Here is a 19,557-nt window from a genome sequence, read left to right on the forward strand (position 1 = left end):
CTCTTCGCTTCGCTACGGCCGGGATGACGAAGTTTTTGAGCTAAAATTCTGTTTTAAATACAAAAAAGCCCCGCCAGGCGATCCACCTGGCGGGGCTTCTTCATGTGCGCTGGATCACTCCGCCGCGGCGGGCAGCTCCCGGGCCGACGCCAGGGCCTGATCGAGGTCGGCCAGGATGTCGTCGATGTGCTCCAGACCCACCGACAGGCGCACATAGCCGTCGGAGACGCCGGTGGCGGCCTGGTCCTCGGGGCTGAGCTGGGAGTGGGTGGTCGAGGCCGGATGGATGGCCAGGCTCCGCGCGTCGCCGATATTGGCCACGTGGTAGAACAGCTTCAGGCTGTCGATGAACCGCCGCCCGGCCTCGCGCCCGCCGGCCAGCTCGAAGCCGACCAAGCCGCCGTAGCCGCCTGAGAGATACCGGTCGGCGCGCTGGCGGCGCAGGCCGTCCTGGGCCGAGGGGTGGATCACCCGGATCACATCGGGATGGTTGGCCAGATGGTCGGCGACCGCCTGGGCGTTCTGCGAATGGCGCTCGATGCGCAGCGGCAGGGTCTCCAGCCCTTGCAGGATCTGGAAGGCGTTGAACGGCGACAGGGCCGAGCCGAGGTCGCGCAGCAGCACGGTGCGGGCCCGCAAGATGTAGGCGATCGGCCCCAGCGGCTTGGCCGCCTCGCTCCAGACCGCGCCATGATAGCTGGGGTCGAGGGTGTTGAGCGTCGGCTGGCGCTCGGGATGGGCCTGCCAGTCGAAATTGCCGCCGTCGATGATCACCCCGCCGATCGAGGTGCCGTGGCCGCCGATATATTTGGTGGTCGAATAGACGACGATCGCCGCGCCGTGCTCCAGCGGCCTGGCCAGCAGGGGCGCGGCGGTGTTGTCGACGATCAGCGGCACGCCCAGCTTGCGGCCGATGGCGGCGACTTCGGCGATCGGAAAGACCGTCAGCTTCGGATTGGGCAGGGTCTCGGCGTAATAGGCCCGCGTGCGCTCGTCGGTGGCGCGGGCGAAGGCCTCGGGATCCTCCGGATCGACGAAGCGGACCTCGATCCCCTGGTCGCGCAGGGTGTTGGCGAACAGGTTCCAGGTGCCGCCATAGAGGTCGGTGGAGCTGACGATGTTGTCGCCGGCCCGGGCGAGGTTCTGGATGGCGAAGGCGGAAGCCGCCTGGCCCGAGGCCACGGCCAGGGCGGCGACCCCGCCTTCGAGGGCGGCTAGGCGCTGCTCGAGGATGTCGATCGTCGGGTTGCCGATGCGGGTATAGATATTGCCCAGCTGGCGCAAGGCGAACAGGTCGGCTGCGTGGTCGGCGCTCTGGAACTGGTAGGACGTGGTCTGGTAGATCGGCGGAGCCACCGCGCCGGTGGTCGGATCGGCCCGCCAGCCAGCGTGCAGGGCCAGGGTTTCGGGGTGCGGCTTGCGGTCGGACATCGGCTTCTCCTGAAGCTTTTTCACGTCGATGCCGAAAACCTAGACCCGCCTCCGCGCCGTCCGCACGGCCGATAATCTCGCCGCACGGGCAGAAAAACTCTCACCGAAGGTTGCGGGCGCGGCAAACACGCCTTGATGCTCAAGCGCGGCTCAACACGCCGGATGAGCCCCGCCAAACATCACCGATCGCAATAGAACGAACGCAATTACTCATAAGCCTGAACGCGACAAAAACTTATCCCTGAGACAATTCGATAAGTCATAAAAATCAACAGCGAACGAGACTTGTGAAGATTGGCCGGGAGAACAACGACAAGCCGCTGTAGTTTTTCTGAATACCGAGAGCGGTAGCCGGCGCCCAGCAATGGCCTTGGGAGCGACGCAAGCCGACGCTTCCTTCTTTGGCGACTTCCCCGCGTTCACTCATGGCCGCCGCTTCGGCGGCGGCCGCTTTTAGGGGGAGGTTCATTCAGGGGCGTTTCCGGTCTTGGTCAGTCGTCGTTCGTTCATCACCCGCGCGTTCTCCCTGGGCGGTTTCGCCGCCGGCTATGCGGCCCTGCAGGGCCTGGGCCTGACATCCAGCGCCTTCGCTCAAGAAGCGCCGGACCTGCCGCGCGACTTCGGCAAGGGCCGCTCGGTCGTCGTGCTGGGCGCCGGGATCGCGGGCTTGGTCGCGGCCTATGAACTGGAGCGCGCCGGCTTTTCGGTGACCGTCGTCGAGGCCCGCGAACGGGTCGGCGGTCGCAACTGGACGATCCGTGGCGGCGACCGCGTCGAGACCATCGATCGTCCCAGCCAGACCGCCGGCTTCTCGCCCGGCCTCTATTTCAACGCCGGCCCCGCCCGCCTGCCCAGCCATCACCAGGGCGTGCTGTCCTACGCCAAGGCCCTGGGCGTGCCGCTGGAGGTGGAGGTCAATTCCAGCCGCAGCAGCCTGATCCAGTCGGACGCGTCGTTCGGCGGCAAGCCCGTGCAGCAGCGCCAGGCGATCAACGACCTGCGCGGCGGCCTCTCGGAACTGCTGGCCAAGGCGACGCGCGGCGGCGGCCTCGACCAGGAGCTGACCGCGCCGGACAAGGAACGGCTGCTGGCCTTCCTGAAGACCTATGGCGACCTCGACGCCGGCGGCGCCTACAAGGGCTCGGAACGCTCGGGCTATGTGACGACGCCCGGCGCGGCCGACCAGCGGGGCGTGGCCCGCCCGCCGCTGCCCCTGCGCGACCTGCTGGCCGACGAGGCCCTGCCCTACGCCCTGTTCGAGGAGAACATCCTCATGCAGGCGACCATGCTGGAGCCCACGGGCGGCATGGACGCCATTCCCAAGGCTTTGTACAAAGCGCTGAAAGGCCCGGTGCTGCTGGGCGCCGAGGTCACGGCCTTCCGCCAGACGCCGAAGATCGCCGAGGTGGCGATCCGCGACCGCAAGAGCGGCGCGGCCCGCAAGCTGACCGCCGACTATCTGGTCGTCACCGTGCCGCTGCCGATCCTGGCCAGGATAGCCACCGATCTGCCGGCCGAGGTCACCGCCGCCATCGCCGGCGCCAGATACGACAACGCCACCAAGGTGGCCTTCGACGCCCCGCGCTTCTGGGAGGCCGAGCAGATCTATGGCGGGCTGTCGTTCGTCGGCGGCGAGACCACGCTGGTCTGGTATCCCAGCGCCGGCTTCCACCAGCCGCGCGGCCTGCTGGTCGGCGCCTACACGGTCGGCGCGCCGGCCCGCGCCTTCCAGGCCCGAAGCTTCGACGAGCAGGTGGCCCTGACCCGCGCGGCGATCGACAAGCTGCACCCTGGCAAGGGTCGCGAGCCGACCGCGCCGCTGGTGATCGACTGGAACCGCCAGGCCTTCAACCTCGGCCCGTGGATCCACTGGGAGGGCGACGGCAACGACCCGGCCGCCTATCGCCTGCTCAACCAGCCCCAGGGCCGGATCTTCCTGTCCGGCGCCCATCTTTCGCAGCTGCCCAGCTGGCAGGAGGGCGGCGTCGCCGCCGCTCGCCGCACGGTCGGCCTGATCGCCCAGCGCGTCCGCGCCGACGGGCTCACCCTTTCCCGAACGGAGACCCATCCATGATCCGCAAGCTCGCCTTCGCCCTTGTTCTGACCGCCGCCTTCGCGGCGGGCTCGGCAAACGCCGCCGAGATCCGCCGCGCGCCGTCGTCGGGCGCGATCGCCATCACCCCGTCGGTGGCCGTGCCGGCCGGAACCGAGTTGGTTTTCCTGAGCGGCGCCCTGCCGACCATCGCCGACAAGGCCAAGCCCGGCGACACCGAGGCCCAGACCCGCTCGGTACTGTCGAAGCTGGAGGCGGCGCTGAAGGCCGAAGGCCTGGGCCATGGCGACGTGGTCAAGGCCACCGTCTTCCTGGTCGGCGACCCGGCCAAGGGCGGTGAGATCGATTTTCCCGGCCTCAACAAGGCCTGGAGCGAGGTCTTCGGCACCGCCGCCCAGCCCAACAAACCCGCGCGCAGCACGGTGAAGGTGGCGGGGCTCGTTCTGCCCGGCGCCCTGGTCGAGATCGAATTCGTCGCCGCCAAGGTCCGCTGACCAAACCCGCGACGTAACAGCACCCGCCGCGCGACGGGGGCCGCTTTCCCGGCCGATCGCGCACCTTTCCCAACAATCTGAACTTTCATCGGGGGATAAGATGAAAACCCAAATTCTGGGCGCGTCCGCGCTCGCCTTGTCGCTGGCGGTCTGGGGGACGGCCTTCGCCGATCCGGTCGCGCCGGAACCCGCGCCGGACGCCGCCTCGGTCGAGGGCGTGATCGTCACCGGCACGCGCCAGACCGGCGTCCGCGCGGTCGACAGCCCGGCGCCCGTGCAGGTGATCGCCGAGGAAGCCCTGGCCCGCACCGGCCAGCCCGACCTGCGCCTGGCGCTCAGCAACCTGGTGCCGTCGTTCACCGCCCAGGCCTTCGGCGGCGACGCGGCCAACCTGACCCTGTCGGCGCGCCTGCGGGGGCTGAGCGCCAACCACACCCTGGTGCTGATCAACGGCAAGCGCCGCCACGGCACCGCCAACCTCGCCGTACTGGCGGGCGCCTATCAGGGCTCGGCGGGGGCCGACCTCAACTTCATCCCGACCGCCTCGATCGAGCGCATCGAGGTGCTGACCGACGGCGCGGCGGCTCAGTACGGCACCGACGCCATCGCCGGGGTGATCAACATCATCCTCAAGGACGCCGACCACGGCGGCAGCGCCTCGGCCACTGGCGGCGCCTACTACAAGAACGACGGCGAGACCTACAGCCTGTCGGCCAACGCCGGCTTCGCGCCGGCGCCGGGCGCCTATGTCAACGTGACGCTGGAGAACCGCTTCCACGACTTCAGCTTCAGCGGCAATCCCGACGCGCGGGTGACCTCGACCTCGGCGGTGACGGCAAATCCCACCTGGCCCTCGGCCCTGTCGGGCTATCCGTACGTGAACCAGATCGCCGGCGACGCCCGCTACCAGCTGAACGTCGGCACGGCCTCGGCGGGCTGGAAGGCCAGCGAGGCGGTCGAGGTCTACGCCTTCGGCACCTACGGCGTGAAGAAGGCCACGGCCTACGAGAACTATCGCCTGCCCAACCGCCTGCCGGCCGTCTACCCCAAGGGCTTCAGCCCTCGCCTGGAGACGCTGGAAAAGGACGGCGCCCTGACCGGCGGGATCAAGGGCCAGGTCTTCGGCGGCTGGCGCTATGACCTGTCCAGCACCTACGGTCGCGACGACCACGAGGTGCGGGTGCGCAACTCGGCCAATATCCAGCTCTATACCGACACCGGCGCGACACCGACCGACTTCCACGCCGGCGACTTCATCTTCAGCCAGTGGACCAACAACCTGGACCTCAGCCGCGAGTTCGAGGTCGGCTGGGCCTCGCCGCTGACGCTGGCCCTGGGGTTGGAGCAGCGCAACGAGACCTACGAGATCAAGGCCGGCGACTACGCCTCGCGCTACAAGTCGGGCTCGCAGTCCTATCCGGGCTTCGCCCTGACCGACGCCGGCGAGCACGACCGCGACAGCTGGGCGGCCTATGCCGACCTGGCCGTCTCGCCAGTCGAGAACCTGAAGCTGGATTTCGCCGTGCGCCACGAGGACTTCAGCGACTTCGGCTCGGCCGACATCGCCAAGCTGACCGGTCGCTACGACTTCACCCCGGCCTTCGCGGTGCGCGGCACGGTCAGCACCGGCTTCCGGGCGCCGACCCTGGCCGAGCTCTACTATTCGGCCACCAACGTCTCGCCGACCACCGCCTTCGTGCAGCTGGCGCCGGGATCGGCCGGGGCCAAGCTGCTGGGCGTCGACGGCCTGGATCCGGAGAAGTCGACCAATCTCAGCGTCGGCATCGTGGCCGAGCCCCTGCCCCGCGTATCCCTGACCATCGACGCCTACCAGATCGAGATCGAGGACCGCATCGTCGGCAGCGGCGCGCTCTACGGCAAGATCAGCGGGACGGTGGTCAACGCGGCCATCACCAACGCCATCGCCGCCAACGGCAACGTGCTGGATCCGTCGGTCGGCACCACCGGCATCAACCTGTTCTCCAACGGCCTGGACACCCGCACCCGCGGCGCCGAGGCCCTGGCTGCGACCTGGACCGACTTGGGCGCGTTCGGCAAGATCGACTGGACCCTGGGCGTCAACGTCAACCAGACCAAGGTCACCCGCATCGCCTCCCCGCCCTCGGGCCTGGGCGGGTCGGTGCTCTACGACAAGGCCGCCATCGCGTTCCTCGAGCACGCCTCGCCGCGCTACAAGGCCAACCTTTCGGCGGTCTACACGAACGACCGCTGGACGGTGAACCTCGTCAACACCCTGTACGGCAAGGCCTGGGCCTACACCAACGTCAACGGGACCTACTTCAAGGACGAGATCAAGTCGCACCTGATCACCGACCTGGAGCTGTCCTATCGCGTCACCGACGGGCTGAAGGTGGCGCTGGGGGCCAACAACCTGTTCGACGTCTATCCCGAGGAACTGAACGCCGCCGGCACGGCCGCATCGGTCGCGGCCGGCAATCCGGGGGTGGCGAAGTATCCCAGCTTCTCGCCGTTCGGGATCAACGGCGGCTACTACTACGCCCGCGTCACCTACGACTTCTGACGTCGGCCCCGCCCCGGACGCGGCTTGCGTCCAGGGCGGGATCGTCCGGAGCAAGCCGGGGCGAGATCGCGCAAGCGCGGCGGCGGACTTGGGTGCATGGTGGGCTCGACGCCCGCACCAGGAAGGCCGGTTCGATGAGCTGCTCGCACCTTTCGACCATCGTCGTCGTCACGCCCAGCGCCGACGGCTGCGAGGAATGCCTGAAAACCGGCGGCTGGTGGGTGCACCTGCGCCTGTGCCGCGCCTGCGGACACGTCGGCTGCTGCGACCAGTCGCCCGGCAAGCACGCCACCGGCCACTTCAAGGCGACCGGCCACCCGATCATCGAAGGCTACGACCCGCCCGAGGGCTGGGGCTGGTGCTATGTCGACGAGGTGTCGTTCGATCTGAGCGCGTACAAGACGCCGCATCCCCGGCCGATCAAGCGGTGGGTGGAGGGCTAGCCGCCTCGTAAAGCTGTGAGCGAGGCTCAGAACTGCGCCGACAGCCCGACCTTCACCTGTCGGCCGATGGAATCGCGATCATTGCGACCATAGCCGGAGGCCGGTTGGCCGTCGCCGAGCCGCGCCCGAGGACGGGCGTCGAACAGGTTTTCGACCTCGAACTCGACGCTCAGGCCGCGATTGCGCCGCCGGGCGACGGCGTCCGTCTTCGGGCTCTCTGTCGCCGGGACCGCGCGAGCCAACCTGTAGCTGAGCCTCAGGCTGACAGTGGCGAAGTCGGCGGTGACCAGATCGCTGGCGTCGTCGCGTCCGCTGCTGGCGCGGATGCGATAGCCCTCGCTCCAATTGGCGTTGGCGCTCAGGCTCCAGGGCTTGCGCCGGGCGTTGACGCTGACCTGCAGGGTGTGCGGCGACGAGCCCCCGCCGTCTCCGGCCATGCGGTCCATCCGCGGCAGGCCCGCGCGGATGGTGGTGACGTCGCTGAGCGTCCAGGTCTGGCTGACCGACACCTGCATCGAGCTGGTCACCGGGTCCGCAACGGGAAGGCTGAAGTTGAAGTTGGCCGATACCGAGCTCGATGCCGCCGATTCGATGTTGATTGGCCGCTGGTCGATGCTCAGCAGCTTGCCGTCCGCGTCGCGCTGGAAGCGGTCGGGAAAGGCCGCCTCCACCTCGGCGGTCGTGGTCGGCAGCGAGCCTATGCCGTCGATCGTCTCGTTGCGCTGATAGCTGGCGTTGCCGACCAGCCTCCAGGCGGTGAAGGGGCCGCTCGACGCGCCCAGCGTGACCCCGTCGCGCTTGGGAGCCCGAAGGTCGGGATTGCCGCCGGTCAACGGCAGCACCTCCACCGACTGACCGGTGCGGAAGTCGTAGACGGTGGTCGGATTGCCATAGGCCGTCGGCGCGTAGCGCTGCTCGTCCGAAGGCGCGTCGCTGGATCGTGACCATGTGCCGTCGAAGTTTAGGCGGCTGAACGGCGCCCAAGAGAAATTGCCGCCGACATTGCTGCCGTGGCCGGTGTCCGAAATCCTCTGGCCGAGGCTGAGCCTGGACGAGACGACGCCCACGCGGCGGCGGCGGCCGGTCTCCTCGCCGTTCGTGATCTTCAGGAGCGGAACGGTCAGGCGGACGTCCAGATTCTCGCTGCCGCTCGACCGCTTGGAAACGCTTTCGCGTTCGGTTTCGGACCACGAGCGCGCCGCGCGCACCGAGACCGTCGTTCTGACGGCGCCCGCGGGCAGCCTCAGCAGTTTGCGGTTGGCGTTCAGGCTCAGATTGACCGACCGGTTGTCCGATGACGATGTCGTCGCGCCGTTGATGTCCGAGTGCGATATCCGGCCGGAGGCCTGCGTCTGCACCGACCAGCCCGACGCCTCGCGGCTAAGCCCGGTATTGACGTTGACGCCACGGCTTCGATTGCGCGAGGCGATCTGGTCTTCCTCGGTTCCCGAGGTGAAGTGGCTTTCTTGCGCCTGCACAGCGCTGCGGATCGATCCGCGCCACTGTCCCAGCGACCGGGTCAGGCCGTATTCCGCGCTGGCGCTCCGAGACTGCGAGCGCAGGGTCGCGCCGGTGCTGTCGGGATGCGCCTCCAGATAATCCGGCCGCTCATTGGCCCGCAGCGAGCTGGTGTTCGACGCCCGAACGCCGCTCTGGTTGGTGTCGAGATCATTAATGCGCGCGCGGCGCAGGCTGCCCGACAGGGTGGCGGTCTCGCCGGCCGTCGGCGTGCTGCCGTTCAGGACGCCGTCATAACTCTGGAAGCGCTTCTGCAGGACGATGTTGACGATCTTGCGGGTCGGATCACCGTCGGCATAGACCTCGCCCGCCCCGGGCGGCAGCACCTCCACCCGCATCAGGGCGTCGGGCGGAAAGCTCTTGAACACGTCGGCGTCGGCGAGGCGCTGGCCGTTGACGATCACCACGGGCGCGGTCTGCCCGCCATAGCGCTCGTTCACCTGGTTGATGACGTCGCCGATGTTCGTCGCGAGCAGGGCGTCGATCTCGGCCTCGCCGAGTTCGTGCTGCGGCGTGAACTCGGTCGCGCCGCGGCGGGCGGTCACTTCAACGCCCTCGACCAGGGTCGGACCAGTGTCGCCGGAAGAGGCGGCGCCGGCCTGGTCGGCCGCGGTCGATGGATCCGAAGGCGTCGCCTGAACGGCGTCGGGAATCACGGCGACCACAAGCAACGAGAACATGTTGCCCTGCTTACCTAGAATTGTGCGCCGCGCTACAGTCTTGTGAGCCGGGAGAGGGCCGAAGTCCCGGACTGGGCGATGCGCGCCCAGTGGCGGATCGCTTCCGCAAGCAAGTGGACAGAGCCCCTACCGCGCCCGCACTTCCTCCAGATGCCGGTGGATGGCCGAGACCACGACCGAGCCCTCGCCCACTCCGGCCGCCACGCGCTTGATCGAGCCCGAGCGCACGTCGCCGACGGCGTAGATGCCCAGCTTTTCGGTCTCGTAGGCCGAACGGGCGCCGGCGACGCCGCTTTCGCCGGTCAGGACGAAGCCCTGCTGGTCGAGATCGAAGCAGCCGGCCAGCCAGTCGGTGTTGGGCTGGGCGCCGATCATCACGAACAGGGCGCCGGCGTCGACGAGCGTCTCCTCGCCCGTCTTGCGGTCGGTCCAGCCGATGCGGCGCAGGGTGCGGTCGCCCTCCAGGCGGGTGACCTCGCTGAACGGATGCAGGGTGATGCGGGCCGAGCTTTCGATGCGCTGGACCAGATAGTCCGACATCGTCGCCGCCAGCCCCTCGCCGCGCACCAGCATGTGCACGTGACCGACGGTGCGGGAGAGGAACATCGCCGCCTGGCCGGCCGAATTGCCGCCGCCGACCACGACGACCGACTGTCCGCGACAGAGGTCGGACTCCATGGCCGTGGCCGCATAGTGGATCGCCTGGCCGTCGAAGCGGTCATAGTCGGGCACGTCGAGCTTGCGGTAGCGGGCGCCCGAGGCGATCACCACCGACAGGGCCTGCAGGGTCTGGCCGTCCTCGAGCTTCAGCCGGTAGGGATGGCTTTCGCAGTCGACGCCGACCACGGCCCGCGACACCGCCAGCCGGGCGCCGAACTTCTGGGCCTGGACCTGGGCGCGGCCGGCCAGGGCCTGGCCGGAGATCCCCGTCGGGAAGCCCAGATAGTTCTCGATCTTGGAGCTGGCCCCGGCTTGGCCGCCGGGCGCCAGGCCCTCGATGATCACCGTGGAGAGGCCCTCGGAGGCCGCGTAGGTCGCCGCCGACAGGCCCGCCGGACCGGCCCCGACCACGGCGACGTCGAACACCTGGTCGGGATCGAAGCGCTCGGTCATGCCCAGGCGGTCGGCCAGGACGGTGGTCTCGGGATTGAGCATCACCACCCTGTCGGGCGTGACCACCGCCGGCAGGTCGCCCAGGGTCAGGCCGTGCTGGCCAAGGCAGCTGGAGGCGTCCGGATCGTTGTCGGCGTCGACCAGCCGCAGGGGATAGCCGTTGCGCACCGCGAAGCGCTCGATGCGCAGGGTGTCAGGATCGTCTGGCCGGCCGATCAGCACGATGCCGACCTGGCCGTGATGCAGGAAGCCCATCCGCCGCAGGATGAAGGCCCGCATGATGATCTCGCCGATGTCGGGCTCGGCGGCCATCATGTGGGCGACGTCCTTGTGAGCGACGCGCACCACCCGGCCGGGCGCCACCACCACCGCCCCGACCAGCAGGGCGCGAGCGCTGACCTGGTCGAGCTCGCCGCTGAACTGGCCCGGACCATGGACGGTGATGATCTCGTCGTCGCCGACCTCGCCGGTGCGGGTGATGCCGACCTTGCCTTCGAGCACCAGGAAGAAATCGGCGCGGCGGTCGCCGCGGCGGAACAGCACCTGGCCGGGGACGATGACCTCCTCGACGCCGTAGGCCGCCAGCCGCTCGGTCTGCTCCGGCGTCAGCACAGGAAAGATCTGGGCTGTGCGGGCGTAGGGATCGTCGGCGGCGAGCGGCTTGGTCATGGGAACTTCCTGGCGGCGAGGCTCTAGTTCGGGGGACGTCCCTGGACGGCGTCTTGAACGGAAACGGCGGAACCGGCCGGATGGCCATGGGGGATCACCGCGACGAAGGCCGCAAGGGCGAACATGGCCGCGGCGGCCGTGCTGACGGCCAGTTTCTGGATGTCGGTCACGACGAAGCCTCTTGGAGGGTGACGGCGCCGCCCGCGCGGGCGGACGGCGCCGGGGCCTCAGGCCTGCAGGAAGGCCAGCAGGTCCTGGTTGAACTGATCCTTATGGGTGACGACCAGGGCGTGGGGTGCGCCCGTATAGACCTTGAGGACCGAGCCGGGGATCAGGGCGTGGGCCAGCTGGCCGGTGGCGGCCAGGGGCACGACCTGGTCGTCGTCGCCGTGCACGACCAGGGTCGGAACCGTGAACTTCACGACGTCGGGACGGAAGTCGGTCTCGGAGAAGGCCGTGACGCAGTCATGGGTGGCCTTGATCGAGCCCTGCATGGCGATTTGCAGGGTCTGGGCCAGCAAGGCCGGCGAAGCGGCTTGCGGGTGGTGGTTCGTGCCGTAGAACAGCGCCCCGAACTTGTCGATGAAGTCGGCCCGGTCGGCCAGGACGCCGTTGCGGATCCAGTCGAACACCGACTTGTCGACGCCTTCGGGGTGGTCGTCGGTCTTGCCGAAGATCGGGGTGACGGCGCTGATCAGGGCCGCCTTGGCCACGCGGCCGGTCCCATGCTTGCCGATGTAGCGGGCCACGTCGCCGCCGCCCATCGAGAAGCCGACCAGGGTGACGTCCCTGACGTCGAGATGGTCGAGCACGGCGGCGATGTCGTCGGCGAAGGTGTCGTAGTCGTAGCCTTCCCACGGCTGGCTGGAACGACCGAAGCCCCGGCGGTCATGGGCGATCACGCGGAAGCCGCGCGAGGCCAGGAACATCATCTGATATTCCCACATGTCGGCGCTGAGCGGCCAGCCGTGGCTGAAGAACACGACCGGACCGGCGCCCCAGTCCTTGAAGTAGATCTCGGCGCCGTCGGGCGTGGTGATGGTCGGCATGGGAACTCCGCGGGCTTCATGGAACTCAAGGCGAGCCCGGCGGGCCGCCCGGCCGGCGGCGCTCGCCGACGACGGGGGAACGCTAGGGGCCGAGCCCCCTCGCCGCTTGCACTCCATGCCGGTGTTTAGGCTCCAGGCGCCGTGAAGCCTTCGACGACGGCCCCGCGCCGCAACGCCCGGCAAAACCCCGGTCGAAACGTTCAAACGCCGAATGCGCCAGGGTTCTGGACACGAAAAAGCGCTCCCCCGGCAGCCGGGAGAGCGCTCGATGATGTCGGCAGGAAGGGTTCAGGCGCGGTCGCGGCGGCCGGCCTCGAACAGGAACCAGACGCGCTTTTCGGTCTCGTCGATCCAGTTCTCCAGCAGGCTGGCGGTGGCGATGTCGCCGTGCTCGTCGCAGGCGTTGTGGGCGGCGCGCATGGCGGCGGCCAGGGCGCCGTTGTCGTCGCGCAGCTCGGCCAGCATGTCGTTCGGCTCCACATAGTCGGCGTCGTTGTCGAGCACGCGCTGGCTGCGGGCGATGTGGCCGATCGAGCGCAGGGTCGTGCCGCCCAGCTTGCGCACGCGCTCGGCGATCGGGTCGGTCATGGCGTAGAGCTCGTCGCCCTGCTCGTCGAACATCAGGTGGTAGTCACGGAAGTGCGGGCCCGAGACGTGCCAGTGGAAGTTCTTGGTCTTGATGTAGAGCGCGAAGACGTCGGCCAGCAGCGCGGTCAGGGCGGCCGAGATGTCCTTGGCGGCGGCCTCGCCCAGGCCCGTGGGCGTGGTCAGCGGAGCCAGGCGGCGCGAGCGGGCGGTTTCGATGTCCATGGGTCTCTCTCCTGGAAGGATCTTTGGCGTCATCCTGACGCCGGACGGGAAGGATCTCTTGGCGATGCGCGGCGCCGGCTTGTACGGCCGCGCTCTTTCGGACGGTTCGAGCTGACGCGCCGCGATGCTGGGTTTCGACAAGACGTCTCGCGGCGGCGTGTTCACGCAGGGCGCATGCGCCACGAACCATCCTCGCCGAACGCTCCGCCCCTCGGCTCAGGCCCGCTTGAGCGAACCCGTGACCAGGGCGCGGCTCCACGGGCGGTTCTCGCGCCGCCAGGCATGGGGCGTCTGGCCGGTGTGACGGCGGAAGAGCCGCGTCAGGTGGGCCTGGTCGGCCAGGCCGCAGACGGCGGCGATATGGGCCAGGCTCTCGGCGGTTTCCAGCATCAGGCCCTGGGCGTGCTCCAGCCGGCAGCGCATGATCCAGGCGTGCGGGGTCTCGCCGGTGCTGACCTTGAAGGCCCGGCAGAAGTAGCTGGCGCTGAGCCCGACCAGGGCCGCCAGGGTCTCGACGTGCAGGCTGCCGTCGAGATTGGCCTCGACATGGGCGGCGACGGCGCGGATCTGCCAGCCGGCGAGCCCGCCCCTGGCCGGACCGCTGGCCCGGGCCGGGAAATGGGGCAGGAAGCTGCGCGCCTCGCCGGGAGGCGCCAGCACCGCGGCCAGGCGGTCGAGCATCGCGCGCGCCGAGCCGAGGTCGTCCTCCAGGGCGGCCCGCGCCTGCTCCAGCAGCCAGATCGCCTGAGGCGGGCTGGAGGCGGACGCGCTGGACGGGGGTGCACTAAAAGGGGCGGTTTGGGTCTCGATGGTGCGCAACATGGGTCCGGCCTCCTGCCGCCTCTGATGACCGCAACCTTAGAGACGCCCCATGACATCGGGACACCGAACGGACGTAGGCCGGGCGTACCGACTTGGTTGGCGCTCCCCAGACCTTGGTATGGGGTCCCGGCGAAGGCGGAAGCCGGGCTATGAAGTTTGCCATGCTCGCCCAGCCCTTCCCTTCGCCCGATAGCTCGCCGTTCGGACGCCGCCTACGGCTGGGCGGGGCGGCCGCGATCGCCGCCGCCGTCTTCGTGGTCGACACCTTCACGCCGCTGTCGAGCGCGGTGGCGGTGCTCTACGTGCTGGTCCTGCTGCTGGTCGGCGAGGACCTGCCGGGCCGGCGGCTGTGGGCCGTGACCCTGGCCTGCGCCGCCCTGGCCACGACCAGCTTCGCCGTCGCCCACGGCCGTGCGCCGCACCTTGCCCCCACCCTGCGGCTGCTGGTCAGCCTGGCGGCCCTGGGCGTGGCGGCCTTCCTCACCGGACGCAACCAGCAGGCCCGCCGGACCCTGAGCCTCAGCGAGGCCCGCTACCGGACGATCTTCAACACCCTGGCGGTGTCGATCTGGGAGCATGACTTCCGGCCGGTGCAGGCCGCCCTCGACGCCATCCGCGCCCAGGGCGTGACGGATCTGGCCGACCACCTGGCGCGGCATCCCGAGCTCGTTCGCCAGATCAAGGCCAGCGTCCGTATCACCGACGTCAACGCCACGGCCCTGACCATGATGGGCGTGACCGACAAGGCCGACTTCTTCGACCGGCTGGACGAGCTGCTGCCCGAGACCGACCAGACCTTCGCCCAGTTCCTGGTCGCCTTCGGCGAGGGCCGGCGCAGCTTCGAGACCGAGACGGTGGTGCGCAGCCGCACCGGCGAGTTGATCCCGGTGATCGTGGCGCTGAACTTCCCGGCCGACGCCCGGGGGCTGGACCGGGTGCAGGCCTCGATCGTCAACCTGACCGAACGCCGGCGGCTGCAGGAACGGCTGGACCGGGCCCGCGCCGAGCTGGAGCACGCCCTGCGGGCGGCGACCCTGGGCGTGCTGTCGGCCTCGATCGCCCATGAGGTCAACCAGCCGCTGGCGGCGATATCCAACGCCGCCGGCGCGGCCCAGCGCTGGCTCGACCGCGACACGCCCGACCTCGACGAGGCCAAGGACGCCGTCGCCGACGTGGTGACCGCCGCCGCCCACGCCGCCGAGGTGGTGCGCGGCATCCGCGGCCTGATCGCCCAAGCCCCGGCCGAACGGGAGCCCCTAAAGGTGGACGGCCTGCTGACCGCCTCGACCAGGTTCGTGGCCCGCGAGGTCGCCGAGCACGGCGTCGAACTTGTCCTGGAGGCTCAGGCCGGCGAGACGGTAGTCCACGGCGACCGAGTGGTGCTGCAGCAGGCCCTGGTCAACCTGATGCTCAACGGCGTGCAGGCCATGGCGGGCGGCGCGGTGCGACGCCTCTCGGTGCGCTCGACCCGCGAGGGCGACGAGGCGGTGATCGAGATCATCGACACCGGCCCGGGCTTCTCGCCCGAAACGGCCGAGCGGGCCTTCGACGCCTTCTACACGACCAAGTCCGGCGGCATGGGCCTGGGCCTGGCCATCTGCCACTCGGCGGTCGCCGCCCACGACGGGCGGATCGCGATCCTGCCGAGCGACCAGGGTGCGCGGATCGAAATCCGGCTGCCGGCGGCGGGTTAGAGGCATTGTGGTCCGCGCGGATCACGGCATAGCTTGAGGCCATGCCGTCCGACGCCCTTTCCCGCCTGCCGCCACCCGCTCGCCTGCGTGAGGTGATGCAGGCGCTCGCCGCGCTCGATGCGATCTTCTGCCCGGAGTGGGAGTATCGCTACTTCTCCTTCGACTCCCGTTGGGGCGAAGGCGAGGCCATGGGGTCGATCCGCAACGGCCAGGGCGACGACCTCTTCGTGCTGTTCAACGCGGCGGGGGCCTTCATCAAAGGCCTCGATCACGAACTCTGGGAGGCGCAGGACGATCCGCACGCCCTCTACCGCCGCGTGCCGCCCGCTTTCGCGAGCGGCGTCGCCGAGCCCGCCTTCTCGCCCGATCACGCGACCTTCTGCTGCTGGCGCGCCTTCGATGACGAAGCCTGGGGCTACGCGAGCCTGCCGTCGCTAGGAGGTGACGACGGATCCTACTGGCTGCTCGGCATGCTGAACGGCGATCCGGCGACCTATCTGGACTTCGCGCGCAGCTATTACGAGGTCGAGGTGGACGCAGATCTGGTCGCCCAGGTTCACCAGCGCACGCCGATCACGCCCGGGCTGGCGACGGCGCTCAATCCGGAGATCGATTTCGAGGCGCTGCGGGTCCATCTGGCGGAAATCGACTATCCCGTCGCGGCGGATCAGGGCTGATCGACATTCGCCATTTGAGATGAGAACTACGCAGCGCGGTGGCCCCTACCCCGCCGCGCGCTCGCGCTCCAGCGCCTCGGCCATGCGCACCAGCTCCGCGAAGGAGCCGGCCTGCATCTTCTTCATCAGGCTGCCGCGGTGGAGCTTGACGGTGATCTCCTGGAGGCCGAGCTCACCGGCGACCTGCTTGTTGAGCAGGCCGGTTGTGACCAGGGTCATGACCTGCTGTTCGCGCGGGGTCAGGCCGTCGAAGCGGGCCTTCACCTCGGCGACGTCGCGGGCCAGTTCGCGGCGTTTTCCATCCTTGGCCAGGGCGGCGGTGACGGCGTCGATGACGTCCTGGTCGCGGAAAGGCTTGGCGAGGAAATCGACCGCCCCGGCCTTCATGGCCCGCACGGTCATCGGCACGTCGGCATGGCCGGTCATGACGATGACGGGCGCGCGCACCCGGCGGGCGGCCAGGGCTTCCTGGAGGTCGAGGCCGCTCATCTTGGGCATGCGCACATCGACGAGGATGCAGCAGGCGCTGTCGGGCATCGGCGCATCCAGCAGCGCCTGGGCCGAGGCGTAGAGCGCCGTCTGCAGGCCGACCGAGCGGAACAGCTTGTCCATCGAGCCGCGAAACAGCTCGTTGTCGTCGACGATCACCACGGTCTGGACCGCTTCTTCCGCCTGCCGTTCCGCCTTGGCCATCCCCGCCTCCACCAAGCTAAGCTGGGGCCCCCGCCCCGTTTCTGACAAGCGCCGCCTCAGGCCTCGTCGAGCATCGTCTTCAAGCTGGCCTCGATCCGGTCGGGCGCACAGGGCTTTTCGAGAAAGTCCCGGGCGCCGGCCGCCAGGGCCTGGTCGCGCATGTCCGGAAAGGCCGTGACCACCACCACCGGCAGGTCAGGATGGCTGCCCCGCAGGCGGCGCAGCAGGTCGAGACCCGAAATCTCGGGCATGTGGATGTCGGTGACGACCACGGCCCAGGTCTCCGGCCCGGAGGCCAGGAAGCTCGCCGCCGAGCCGAACACGCCGACCTCCAGCCCGAAGGAGCGGATCAGCCGCGCCAGGCCGGAACGGACAAGGGCGTCGTCGTCGATGACGGCGATGGCGCGCCGGCGGGACATGGCGTTTCTCTAAGCACGCCCGGAACTTGGACGCTGACGGGGAAGCCTTAGCCCCCTCGCCCTGGCGGCGACACCCATACAGTAGTTTAGGCGCGGGGCTCAGATGCTGGGTTGGGGTGCCTCGAAGCTGCGTGGCTCGCCCCGGTCGATCGGGCTCGGCGGACGCGGGACGGCGCCGCTGCGGACAGGGGCCGGCGCGGCCAGACCGTCGTGGGCGAAGTCGTCGACGGCGATCACCTCGGCCACGGCCTTGTCGGCGGCGTCGAGGGCGGCGGCCTCGTCGGCGGTGATCAGGCCCTGCTCCCAGGCGAGGCGACGGTCGCGGACCTTGGCGGCCTTCAGGCGGTCGTGGATCGGCTGGGTGGCGACCACGCGCTCGAAGGCGTCGATTAGCTGGCCGACCGCCTCGTCCTTGCCGCCGACATAGACGTTCTCGACCAGGCGGTCGCGGGTGTCGGAAGGATGGATCAGCAGCTCGGCGCAGACGCGGGTGAGGTTGTCGGACGGTCCACGACGACGGGCGCCGAACGGCAGGATGGCGGCGCGCAGCAGCCAGCCGGCCAGGCGGTTGGGCAGGTTGGCGAACAGCTCGTCGAAGCGCTGCTCGATGGTGGCGAAGGCGGTGTCGGCGCACCAGTGCAGCAACGGGAAGTCGGCGTCCTGGCGGCCCTCGTCCTCCCAGCGCTTCAGCGCGCCGGATAGGAAATAGAGCTCCGACAAGATGTCGCCCAACCGCGCCGACAGCATCTCGCGGCGCTTGAGGTCGCCGCCCAGGGTCAGCAGCGCGATGTCGGACGCCAGGGCGAAGGCGGCGCTGTAGCGGCCCATCTGGCGGTAGAAGCGAGTGGCGCGACCGGCGTCTGGAACCGGCGAGAGCGCGCCGCCCGTCCAACTGCGGGCCACCGTGCGCAGGCCGTTGCGAAGGCTGTGGGCGACGTGCTTCCAGAAGGCTTCGTCGAAGCGGTCCAGGTCCTGCTCGCCGATCGCCAGGATCTCTTCGAGCATGTAGGGGTGCGCGCGGATCGCGCCCTGGCCGAAGACCATCAGGCTGCGGGTCAGGATGTTGGCCCCCTCGACGGTGATGCCGACCGGCACGGCGCGATACTGGGCGCCCATGTAGTTGCGCGGCCCCTCGATGATCGCCTTGCCGCCGTGCACGTCCATGGCGTCGTTGACGACGATCCGCATGCGCTCGGTGGCGCCAGACTTCAGCAGGGCCGAGATCACCGACGGGTGGTGGCCCAGATCCAGGCCCGTGCAGGTCAGGCGGCGGGCACCGTCGACGAGATAGGCGTTGCCGGCGATGCGGGCCAGGCGTTCCTGCACGCCCTCGAACTTGCCGATCGGCACGTTGAACTGGCTGCGCACCCGGGCGTAGGCGCCGGTGGTCAGGGCGCTGAAGGCGGCCGCGGCGCCCGACAGGGCCGGCAGCGAGATGCCGCGCCCAGCCGCCAGGGCCGTCATCAGCATCTTCCACCCCTGCCCGGCCCGCTCGGCGCCGCCGATCACCAGGTCCATGGGGATGAAGACGTCCTTGCCCCAGTTGGGACCGTTCTGGAAGGTCTGGAAGGCCGGCAGGTGGCGGCGGCCGATCTCGACGCCGGGCGTGGTGGTCGGGACGAGCGCGCAGGTGATGCCGACGTCCTCGTCGCCGCCCAGATAGCCGTCGGGATCGCGCAGCTTGAAGGCCAGGCCCAGCACCGTGCAGACGGGTCCCAGGGTGATGTAACGCTTGTGCCAATTCAGGCGGACGCCCAGCACCTCGCGGCCTTCCCAGGTTCCCCGGCAGACCACGCCCTCGTCGATCATCGCCCCGGCGTCGGAGCCGGCCTCGGGACTGGTTAGGCCGAAGGCAGGCACCTCGCGGCCGTCGGCCAGGCGGGGCAGCCAGTGGTCCTGCTGGGCCTTGGTGCCGAAGCGCAGGATCAGCTCGCCCGGGCCGAGCGAGTTGGGCACCATCGTCGTCACCGCCGCCGACACCGAGCGGGTGGCGATGCGGCGGACGATCTCGGCATGGCCGAAGGCCGAAAAGCCGAGGCCGCCGTATTCTTTCGGGATGATCATCCCGAAGAACTTCTGCTCCTTCAGGAAGGTCCAGACCTGCGGCGGCAGATCGCGCGTCTTCCAGGTCATGGTCCAGTCGTCGAGCATGGCGCAGAGCTGCTCGACCGGGCCGTCCATGAAGGCCTGCTCGTCGGGGCGCAGATGGGGCTTGGGGAACGACAGCAGTTCGTTCCAGTCGGGATCGCCGGTGAAGAGGGCCGCGTCCCACCAGGTGTCGCCAGCGTCGATGGCGTCGCGCTCGGTCTGCGACAGGGCCGGCATCACGCCTTGCGCCCACTGGAAGATCGGCCGGGTGAGGAGATCCCGGCGCAGGGAGGAGAAGCTGGTCATGACGCCCGCCTTGGTTACTGGTCGGGGGTCAAACGCGTTTCTAAGCCTGAGCGATC

16 protein-coding genes are annotated in these 19,557 nt (G+C 69.3%); 6 read left to right on the plus strand and 10 right to left on the minus strand.

Translation table 11 applies throughout. From position 1 onward, the window contains the following. Nucleotides 1-114: 114 nt before the first annotated feature. Nucleotides 115-1,431, minus strand: coding sequence for an O-acetylhomoserine aminocarboxypropyltransferase/cysteine synthase family protein (locus tag AC2YHT_RS18885; protein ID WP_487291416.1), 1,317 nt, complete (start codon nucleotides 1,429-1,431; stop codon nucleotides 115-117). Between the two features lie 487 nt (nucleotides 1,432-1,918). On the opposite strand from AC2YHT_RS18885, the gene AC2YHT_RS18890 reads away from it, so the two are divergent. From AC2YHT_RS18890 to AC2YHT_RS18905, 4 genes are all read left to right on the plus strand, one after another. Then, a complete protein-coding gene (locus tag AC2YHT_RS18890; protein ID WP_487291417.1) occupies nucleotides 1,919-3,505 on the plus strand; it encodes a flavin monoamine oxidase family protein in 1,587 nt (528 codons plus the stop codon). Next, on the plus strand, nucleotides 3,502-3,978 hold the full coding sequence (locus tag AC2YHT_RS18895; RefSeq protein WP_487291419.1) for a Rid family hydrolase: 477 nt from the start codon (nucleotides 3,502-3,504) through the stop codon (nucleotides 3,976-3,978). Before AC2YHT_RS18890 ends, AC2YHT_RS18895 begins: the two co-directional genes overlap by 4 nt. Nucleotides 3,979-4,078: 100 nt before the next feature. Next, a complete protein-coding gene (locus AC2YHT_RS18900) occupies nucleotides 4,079-6,520 on the plus strand; it encodes a TonB-dependent receptor plug domain-containing protein (RefSeq protein ID WP_487291420.1) in 2,442 nt (813 codons plus the stop codon). A 134-nt stretch (nucleotides 6,521-6,654) separates the two neighbouring features. Continuing rightward, nucleotides 6,655-6,963 (plus strand): UBP-type zinc finger domain-containing protein, encoded by a 309-nt coding sequence (locus AC2YHT_RS18905; RefSeq protein WP_487291422.1) that lies wholly within the window; start codon nucleotides 6,655-6,657, stop codon nucleotides 6,961-6,963. Nucleotides 6,964-6,989: 26 nt separating this feature from the next. Here the strand turns inward: AC2YHT_RS18905 and AC2YHT_RS18910 are convergent, their stop codons facing one another. The 6 genes from AC2YHT_RS18910 to AC2YHT_RS18935 form a co-directional block, all read right to left on the minus strand. Further along, nucleotides 6,990-9,161, minus strand: a complete 2,172-nt coding sequence (locus AC2YHT_RS18910) for a porin family protein (RefSeq protein ID WP_487291424.1) — start codon at nucleotides 9,159-9,161, stop codon at nucleotides 6,990-6,992. Between the two features lie 126 nt (nucleotides 9,162-9,287). Next, nucleotides 9,288-10,943: an FAD-dependent oxidoreductase gene (locus AC2YHT_RS18915; RefSeq protein WP_487291426.1), complete on the minus strand. Its 1,656-nt coding sequence runs from the start codon at nucleotides 10,941-10,943 to the stop codon at nucleotides 9,288-9,290. 23 nt (nucleotides 10,944-10,966) lie between these two features. After that, the gene (locus tag AC2YHT_RS18920) at nucleotides 10,967-11,113 is read right to left on the minus strand and encodes a hypothetical protein (protein ID WP_158285879.1); all 147 of its coding nucleotides are present in this window, start codon (nucleotides 11,111-11,113) and stop codon (nucleotides 10,967-10,969) included. A gap of 57 nt (nucleotides 11,114-11,170) precedes the next feature. Continuing rightward, nucleotides 11,171-11,992, minus strand: a complete 822-nt coding sequence (locus AC2YHT_RS18925; protein ID WP_487291428.1) for an alpha/beta fold hydrolase — start codon at nucleotides 11,990-11,992, stop codon at nucleotides 11,171-11,173. Nucleotides 11,993-12,280: 288 nt separating this feature from the next. Beyond that, complete coding sequence (locus tag AC2YHT_RS18930) at nucleotides 12,281-12,802, minus strand: Dps family protein (RefSeq protein WP_487291430.1); 522 nt, start codon at nucleotides 12,800-12,802, stop codon at nucleotides 12,281-12,283. A 216-nt stretch (nucleotides 12,803-13,018) separates the two neighbouring features. Continuing rightward, nucleotides 13,019-13,624 (minus strand): helix-turn-helix transcriptional regulator, encoded by a 606-nt coding sequence (locus tag AC2YHT_RS18935; protein WP_487291432.1) that lies wholly within the window; start codon nucleotides 13,622-13,624, stop codon nucleotides 13,019-13,021. Between the two features lie 161 nt (nucleotides 13,625-13,785). Here AC2YHT_RS18935 and AC2YHT_RS18940 point away from each other — a divergent pair, with 161 nt between their 5' ends. Then, the gene (locus AC2YHT_RS18940) at nucleotides 13,786-15,318 is read left to right on the plus strand and encodes a sensor histidine kinase (RefSeq protein WP_487291434.1); all 1,533 of its coding nucleotides are present in this window, start codon (nucleotides 13,786-13,788) and stop codon (nucleotides 15,316-15,318) included. Between the two features lie 41 nt (nucleotides 15,319-15,359). Next, nucleotides 15,360-15,995, plus strand: coding sequence for a hypothetical protein (locus tag AC2YHT_RS18945; protein ID WP_487291435.1), 636 nt, complete (start codon nucleotides 15,360-15,362; stop codon nucleotides 15,993-15,995). Nucleotides 15,996-16,040: 45 nt separating this feature from the next. On the opposite strand, the gene AC2YHT_RS18950 is transcribed toward AC2YHT_RS18945, so the two are convergent. The 3 genes from AC2YHT_RS18950 to AC2YHT_RS18960 form a co-directional block, all read right to left on the minus strand. After that, the gene (locus AC2YHT_RS18950) at nucleotides 16,041-16,688 is read right to left on the minus strand and encodes a response regulator transcription factor (protein WP_487291437.1); all 648 of its coding nucleotides are present in this window, start codon (nucleotides 16,686-16,688) and stop codon (nucleotides 16,041-16,043) included. A gap of 56 nt (nucleotides 16,689-16,744) precedes the next feature. Continuing rightward, nucleotides 16,745-17,107 carry a response regulator transcription factor gene (locus AC2YHT_RS18955; protein ID WP_487291439.1) on the minus strand — a complete coding sequence of 121 codons (363 nt, stop codon included), beginning with the start codon at nucleotides 17,105-17,107 and terminating at the stop codon, nucleotides 16,745-16,747. Between the two features lie 99 nt (nucleotides 17,108-17,206). Further along, on the minus strand, nucleotides 17,207-19,501 hold the full coding sequence (locus AC2YHT_RS18960) for an acyl-CoA dehydrogenase (protein WP_487291441.1): 2,295 nt from the start codon (nucleotides 19,499-19,501) through the stop codon (nucleotides 17,207-17,209). Between the last annotated feature and the right edge of the window lie 56 nt (nucleotides 19,502-19,557).

It is taken from the genome of Caulobacter sp. SRI_008, assembly GCF_057586355.1.